Here is a 6,534-nt window from a genome sequence, read left to right as displayed (position 1 = left end):
CCACGGCCAGACACCCCGACGGTCCGGCTGGTCGGGCCCACCAGAGCCACCTCGACCAGCCGGAAAACGACCTAAATCACCGGTATTGGGCCTAGTACAGCAACGGTGCTTGTTCTGATTGTTGGGCAGCTTTAGGGGCTGTGTGCACGTACGCCTCCATGATGACGGCGTGGAGAGCCTGGTCGACCCGGCGCCGGCGTTCCAGCAGCGACGGGAAGAAGCTGCCGGTGCGGACCTTGGGGATCTTCAGGTCCAGGTCGCCGGCCAGCGTGGTCAGGGTCTTGTCGCGGTGCCCGTTGCGCAGAGCCGTCCGACTGGCGGCCTGTTCGTTCCACTCTGCGCCGATGCGCGCGGTGGACTCGGCCTCGATCAGCTCTTGCAGCATCCGCTCGGCCACGCTGCGTTGCACAGTGGCGCGCCTCTTGGTCAGGGAGCGGCCACCCGCATCAGGTGTGCGCCCCGGGCGAACGCCCGCGCACTCCCACACCTTGATCGGCTACACCACGACAAGGGACGCCGCCCGGCCCGGCCCCGTGTCCAGCGCGAGCGTTCCCGTGGTGGCGATGGCGAGGGCCACGGTCGTCACCACCGCTGAAGCTCGGTCAAGTTCGGCGATAGTCAGGGAGGGGGCGGTCGTCAGCACCCGCTCGGGGTGCAAGGTCGGCGGCCCGGTCCGCCTTCGAGCACCGTATGCATCGACTCTGCGGTGTGGTGTGCCCGACGTGGTTGCCCTCGCCAACGTGTGATTCACCACAGTCAGTTATGTTGTGCACAATTTAATTGCTGGCTAGCGTCTGGAGTCGACACCACAGCACAGGGAGGCAACACCATGGATCCCGTCCGCTACGAGGATTACCGCCCCGCCGAACGTCAGACTTACCAGCAGGAGTTGGATGCGGTGGTGGCACAGGTGGCGCAGCGCACCCGCACCTCGGTCGAGCGCGAGGCCGTCGGCCGCGCCGTCCGCACGGCCCACGGAAAGACCTACGGCCTTCTCAAGGCCACGGTCACGGTCGGTGACAACCGCGGTTTCTACGGTCAGGGGATCTTCGCCCGACCCGCCGTGTACGACGCCGTCGTCCGCTACTCCAACGGCCTTGGTCATCAGCGCCCCGACCATCAGCTGGGCGCGGCGTGTGGGATGGGCATCAAGCTGTTCGGGGTCCCCGGCCCCTCACTGCTGGACGACGAACCGGACAGCGGTACTTTTGACCTCAACTTGATCAACAACGATGTCTTCTTCGCGAACACCGCCTACGACTACATGGTCATCGAGGACCTGTTCGCGGAGCTGCCGGAGGCCCTGGTGAACCCAGCCCGCCGCAAGACCTGGATGGCGGAGTTCCTGACCCGCCGGGGCACGCTCATCGATCCCGGCAGCTGGCTGTGGGACGAACTGTTCGCCATGCTGTCGTTCACCACCGTCCCGCGCAGGAACCTGCTGTCGTACACCTACAACAGCATGGGCGCCTTCCGGTACGGCGACCACATCGCCAAGATCCGGACCGTGCCCACGACCGAGTCCGTGGCCTCCCTGACGCACGAGATCGTGGACGTGCGCGCGGACAACGAGGCGTTCCGCTGCACACTCGTTGCCGAGGCCGCGGAACGGGACCACTCCTTCGAACTCCAGGTGCAGCTCAACACCGATCTGGCCCACATGCCGGTGGACAACACCTCCGTGAAGTGGCCCCAGGAACTGTCCCCGTGGGTGACCGTCGCCCGTGTGGCCCTCCCGCGCCAGGACATCGGCGGGGACGAGAACGTGGCGGCCGCCGACGCCACGTCGATCACACCGTGGCGCTCACGCGAGGAGCACCGGCCTGTCGGCGAGATCCAGCGGGTGCGGCAGGAGGTGTACCGGCGTTCGTCCATCGAACGGCACCGCATCAATGGACAGCAGCGGCTCGAACCGGTCAGCAGCGCGCAACTACTCGGATGAGCCGGCTCAGCCGCGTCCCGCCGCCTGCGCCGACCGCACTGGGACTGCGGCAGGGCGACAAGCGACCCGACAACGGATTCTCGACGCCGCTCACGTGCTCTTCCCGGAGCGTGACGACGCGTAGCGGCGGGCCCTCCCAAGTGGCGTGAACCGCCCGCACGGTGGGGCCCTGGGAGCGGCTGTGGGCGGCGTCGGCTCGGCTCGGCTCGGTCGACGGCCTGCCTCCTTCAGGGGCGCGGCGGAGTCGTCGAGCACCTCATCGGCGTCCCACTCGATTCGGTGACGTGGCCTTCACCGCGGTCGCCTTCCAGAAGCTACCGGGCAAGCCGAAGCACATGGTGGTCGCCATGGGCGACTCCTACAGCTCCGGCGAAGGCGCCGGCAACTACTCGCCCGAGTCCGACAGGGACCACGGCAAGCGGACCTGGAACGCGTGCCGACGCAGCGCCAACTCGTGGGGCCGCAAGCTGCTCCTGCCCGGTTACACCACACCTCTCGGCAATCTCTCGGACAGCCACACGACCTCGGTCGACTTCCAGAACGTCACCTGCTCGGGCGCAACAACGTCGCAGCTCACGACGGGAGACCCCAACTCGTGGGGGTGGATGGGGAACTATCACGAGAAGACACAGATGCCGATCGTCGTGTGGGACCTGAGAGAGAAGATCAACGCCGACACACTCACCCAGTCACACCGTTTGTTGGACACGCCCCCCACGGCAGGGGCTGGCGCCGTGGGGGGGCGTCGGCCGGGGCGCAGGCGCCGCCCCGGCCTGTCGTCCGGCTGAGTGTGTCCCGCCCCGGCGAGGCGGGCCCCACCCAGGGGGCGGATCTGTCCGTGAGCGCAACACTCCGATGGTGCCCGGGTGTTGCGCTCACGCTCCTGACGGGGGGATTCACGGACGCCAGTCCGCCTCCAGGTCGTGGGAGTCGGTCTTGGTGAGCTGGGTCAGGGCGGTGCCGTCGGCCCGCACCAGATAGAGGTGTTCGGGGTCCGCGTCGTCGCCACCGCCCCGGGTGAAGACCAGACGGTTGCCGTCTGGGGACCACGAGGGGTTCTTGTCGTTGCGGCGGGACGCGGTGATGCGGTGCAGCCCGGTGCCGTCGGGGCGGACGAGGTAGAGGCGGGCGAAGCCGGAGGAGTCCACGCGGCTGAACGCGATGCGGTTGCCGTGGGACCAGTCGGTTGTCCAGTCGTGGGAGCCGGACCCGGTGACCGGTGTCTGCGCCAGGGTGGACAGCCGGATCCGTATCACCCTGCTGTGCCCGCTCGTGTCCGCACGGTTGAACGCCAGGTACTTGCCGTCCGGCGACCATGTCGGGTGGAGATCGTCCGCCGCCGTGTGGGTGAGCCGAACGGCCGGAGAGCCGTCGATGTCGGCCACGTAGATCTCGCGCTGGGTGCCGACCGGCTTGGCGTAGGCGATGCGCTTGCCGTCCGGGGACCACGCCGGGTCGGAGGCGCCCTTGGTGCCGGGCACGGCCTTCAGCCCGCCGCCCGTGGTCTTCATCGTCCAGATGCCGTCGACGGCGCCCCCGGAGCCGTAGCGGACGAAGGCCACGTGCTTCCCGTCCGGGGACCAGTTGGGCATCACGTCGCTGACGGTGGCGGTGTGGGTGAGCGCGACGGGTGCCCCGCCGCTGGGGGAGATCGCGTACAGGTCCGGTTCGAGCCCTGTGACATGTTCCGTACGCCGCTGTCACACACGCGACGGGCGCTGCGGTCGTGGACCGGGCCGGACCAGGTCCACGGAGGGCTGCCCGGACGCCGCTCACGCGTCCGAGAGGAGTGAATCGAAGAGGGCTGAGCGGTGCCGCCCCGGCATAAACGCGACAATGACGTCTAACTGATCGTTTCAAAATGAGGTTCTGAGTCGTCTCAAGCAGATGATGCTGCAGGCGAGTTGGAGTAGTCCGAGGTGGAGATCGGCGCGTATCTCGTAGCGGATGCGGAGTCGTTTGAACTGGTGGAGCCAGGCGAAGGTTCGCTCAACCACCCAGCGGGTCTTGCCCAGGCCGGAGCCGTGGGCAAGACCTTTGCGGGCGATCTTCGGGGTGATGCCGCGGGCCCGGATCAGTCGCCGGTACTTGTCGTAGTCGTAGCCGCGGTCGGCAAACAGCCGACGTGGCCGATCGCGAGGCCGGCCACGAACCCCGCGGATGCGGGGTATCGCGTCCAGCAAGGGCATCAACTGTGTCACGTCATGACGATTTCCGCTGGAGCGAGACGGCCAGAGGGGTGCCGTGCCGGTCGACGATCAGGTGGTGCTTGCTGCCGGACCGGGCCCGGTCGACCGGCGAAGGTCCGGCGTGAGCCCCCCTAATCCAGTGCGTAAGCAGACGGCCCGGGACCATGCAACGGCCCGGGGTAGCTGCTCGCATAGGACAGCGAATGCCTGGATCCCCCCTGGCCGTCAAGGCCTCCTCAAAGAGCGGCATCGCTGTCCGCTGCGGGGTCCGCGGTGATGACGCGGGCGCCGGGCTGATGCCTCCGTTTCCCCGGGCCCTTGAGGCCTCTGTCAAGAGCGGCGCAGCCCGGCGCCTCCGTGGTCACCGCGGAACTCGCGGAGCCCGGTCGGACGTTGATCGTCACGGCGCGAGCCTGCTCCAGGGTCGACCTCTTGTTCATCCGCGAGCCCGTGAGCTCTGCAGAAGATCGAGCCCCTGGAGTGCGCTGGTGTCGCGAACGGCTACTGAGACGGCGGACCAACGAGTCCTTGGATTAGGGCGCCGCGTGACCCGCATGTGCTCGTGACCTGCATAAACGGACGGATCTGGGAGGACAGCTTGACCGTGTTCTGCGGCATCGACTGGGCAGAGCGGCACCACGACGTCGCCCTCGTCGACGAGGCCGGTACTCGGCTCGCCAAAGCCCGTATCACCGACGACGTGGCCGGCTACCACAAGCTCCTGGACCTCTTGGCCGAGCACGGCGACAGCCCAGACGATCCGATACCGGTGGCCATCGAGACCAGCCACGGCCTCCTGGTCGCGAGCCTGCGCACCGGCACCCGTCGGGTCTTCGCGATCAACCCGCTCGCCGCCGCCCGCTACCGCGACCGCCACGGCGTCAGCCGGAAGAAGTCCGACCCGGGCGACGCCTTGGTCCTGGCGAACATCCTGCGCACCGACATGCACGCCCACCGGCCCCTGCCAGCCGACTCCGAACTCGCCCAGGCCATCACGGTCCTGGCCCGAGCACAGCAGGATGCCGTCTGGACGCGACAGCAGGTCGCCAACCAGGCCCGCTCGCTCCTGCGCGAGTACTACCCTGCTGCTCTGCTGGCCTTCCAGGGCAAACAAGGCGGTCTGACCAGGGCTGACGCCCGTGTCATCCTCACTCTGGCACCGACTCCGGCCAAGGCCGCGAAGCTCACCCTCGCCCAGCTGCGGGCTGCCCTCAAACGCAGTGGCCGCCTCCGCGGCTGCGACGCGGAAGCCGAGCGGCTGCGGGACGTCTTCCGCGCCGAGTACGCCCACCAGCTCCCCGGTGTCGAGGACGCCTTCGGCCACCAGCTCCTGGCCCTGCTCAAGCAGCTGGACGCCACCTGCCAGGCCGCGGACGATCTCGCGGAGGCGGCCACAGCCGCCTTTCACCAGCACGCCGACAGCGAGATCCTGCTCAGCTTCCCCGGCCTGGGACCCATGCTCGGCGCCCGCGTGCTCGCCGAGTTGGGCGACGACCGGGCACGGTTCGCCGACGCCAGGGCGCTCAAGTCGTACGCCGGATCCGCCCCCATCACCCGCGCTTCCGGCAAGAAGCGGTTCGTCGGCCGCCGGTTCGTCAAGAACAATCGCCTCATCAACGCCGGCTTCCTCTGGGCCTTCGCCGCTCTCACCGCCTCGCCGGGAGCGAACGCGCACTACCGGCGCCGACGCGAGCATGGTGACTGGCATGCCGCCGCACAACGGCACTTGCTGAACCGCTTCCTCGGCCAGCTCCACCACTGCCTCAAGACCCGACAGCAGTTTGACGAACAGCACGCCTTCGCACCGCTCCTGTCACCCCCAACCGAGCAGGCGGCTTGACTTCATAGCCCCCTGAGATGTCTTTGAGGGCCCTGACGTGCGAGCCGTCGATCGCCGCGTCATCCATGTCCAGCAAGCCCGCCGCCCGCAACTCTGCCAACAGCACCTCGAGCAATTGCGGCCAGACGCCCGCTTCGGTCCAGTCCCGCAGACGCCGCCAGGCCGTCACACCACTGCAGCCGACCCTACTCCGCCGGAACATCCCGCCAGCTCACGCTCTTGCACAGCACATAAACGATGCCCCGCAGCGCAGCCCGGTCATCCGCCGGCAACCGCCCGGGATACCGACACCGCCTCGCCGGACGAGCAGGCAGCAGCGGAGCCACACGTTCCCACAGGTCATCAGGGACAAGATCAGCAGACACCCAACAGATCCTGCCGACACACGACTCAACTGCCAAGCCCTATAACGAACTTCATTCTGAAATGATCAGTTAGTGGATGGTGCGGTGGAGGGTGACGGTGGGTGTGAAGTTGGTTTGGGGGTTGGTGGTGTTGTGGGTGTGGGGTGTTTGTGTGGCTTCGTGGTCGAGGATGGTTTTGATTTGGTGGGCGAGGTGGTC

The 6,534-nt window shown here is 67.8% G+C and carries 4 protein-coding genes and 3 pseudogenes; 3 read left to right on the top strand and 4 right to left on the bottom strand.

Annotation, left to right across the window (positions count from 1 at the left end):
* Nucleotides 1–142 precede the first annotated feature (142 nt).
* Nucleotides 143–430, bottom strand: a pseudogene (locus tag ABZ478_RS39125) (transposase); the annotation flags it as partial.
* A 399-nt stretch (nt 431–829) separates the two neighbouring features.
* Between ABZ478_RS39125 and ABZ478_RS39120 the strand changes: the two are divergent.
* Both ABZ478_RS39120 and ABZ478_RS39115 read left to right on the top strand, forming a co-directional pair.
* Nucleotides 830–1,942 (top strand): catalase family protein, encoded by a 1,113-nt coding sequence (locus tag ABZ478_RS39120; protein ID WP_359557545.1) that lies wholly within the window; start codon nt 830–832, stop codon nt 1,940–1,942.
* Nucleotides 1,943–2,226: 284 nt separating this feature from the next.
* On the top strand, nt 2,227–2,730 hold the full coding sequence (locus ABZ478_RS39115) for a hypothetical protein (protein ID WP_359557543.1): 504 nt from the start codon (nt 2,227–2,229) through the stop codon (nt 2,728–2,730).
* Nucleotides 2,731–2,838: 108 nt separating this feature from the next.
* Here the strand turns inward: ABZ478_RS39115 and ABZ478_RS39110 are convergent, their stop codons facing one another.
* Nucleotides 2,839–3,534 (bottom strand): hypothetical protein, encoded by a 696-nt coding sequence (locus tag ABZ478_RS39110; RefSeq protein ID WP_359557549.1) that lies wholly within the window; start codon nt 3,532–3,534, stop codon nt 2,839–2,841.
* 264 nt (nt 3,535–3,798) lie between these two features.
* A pseudogene (locus tag ABZ478_RS39105) lies at nt 3,799–4,249 on the bottom strand (IS5 family transposase); the annotation flags it as partial.
* A gap of 465 nt (nt 4,250–4,714) precedes the next feature.
* On the opposite strand from ABZ478_RS39105, the gene ABZ478_RS39100 reads away from it, so the two are divergent.
* Nucleotides 4,715–5,971 (top strand): IS110 family transposase, encoded by a 1,257-nt coding sequence (locus tag ABZ478_RS39100; RefSeq protein ID WP_359557547.1) that lies wholly within the window; start codon nt 4,715–4,717, stop codon nt 5,969–5,971.
* Between the two features lie 22 nt (nt 5,972–5,993).
* Here ABZ478_RS39100 and ABZ478_RS39095 read toward each other — a convergent pair.
* Nucleotides 5,994–6,336, bottom strand: a pseudogene (locus ABZ478_RS39095) (transposase); the annotation flags it as partial.
* Nucleotides 6,337–6,534: the final 198 nt, after the last annotated feature.

This window comes from Streptomyces sp. NPDC005706 (genome assembly GCF_040631045.1).
GTDB lineage: Bacteria > Actinomycetota > Actinomycetes > Streptomycetales > Streptomycetaceae > Streptomyces.
This window is presented reverse-complemented; position numbering and strand designations above follow the sequence as displayed.

What these genes read in the sequence shown, in the direction of transcription:
- ABZ478_RS39120 (WP_359557545.1), top strand. Translation starts at nt 830, where the DNA reads ATGGATCCCGTCCGCTACGAGGATTACCGCCCCGCCGAACGTCAGACT.
- ABZ478_RS39110 (WP_359557549.1), bottom strand. Translation starts at nt 3,534, where the DNA reads ATGCCCAACTGGTCCCCGGACGGGAAGCACGTGGCCTTCGTCCGCTAC.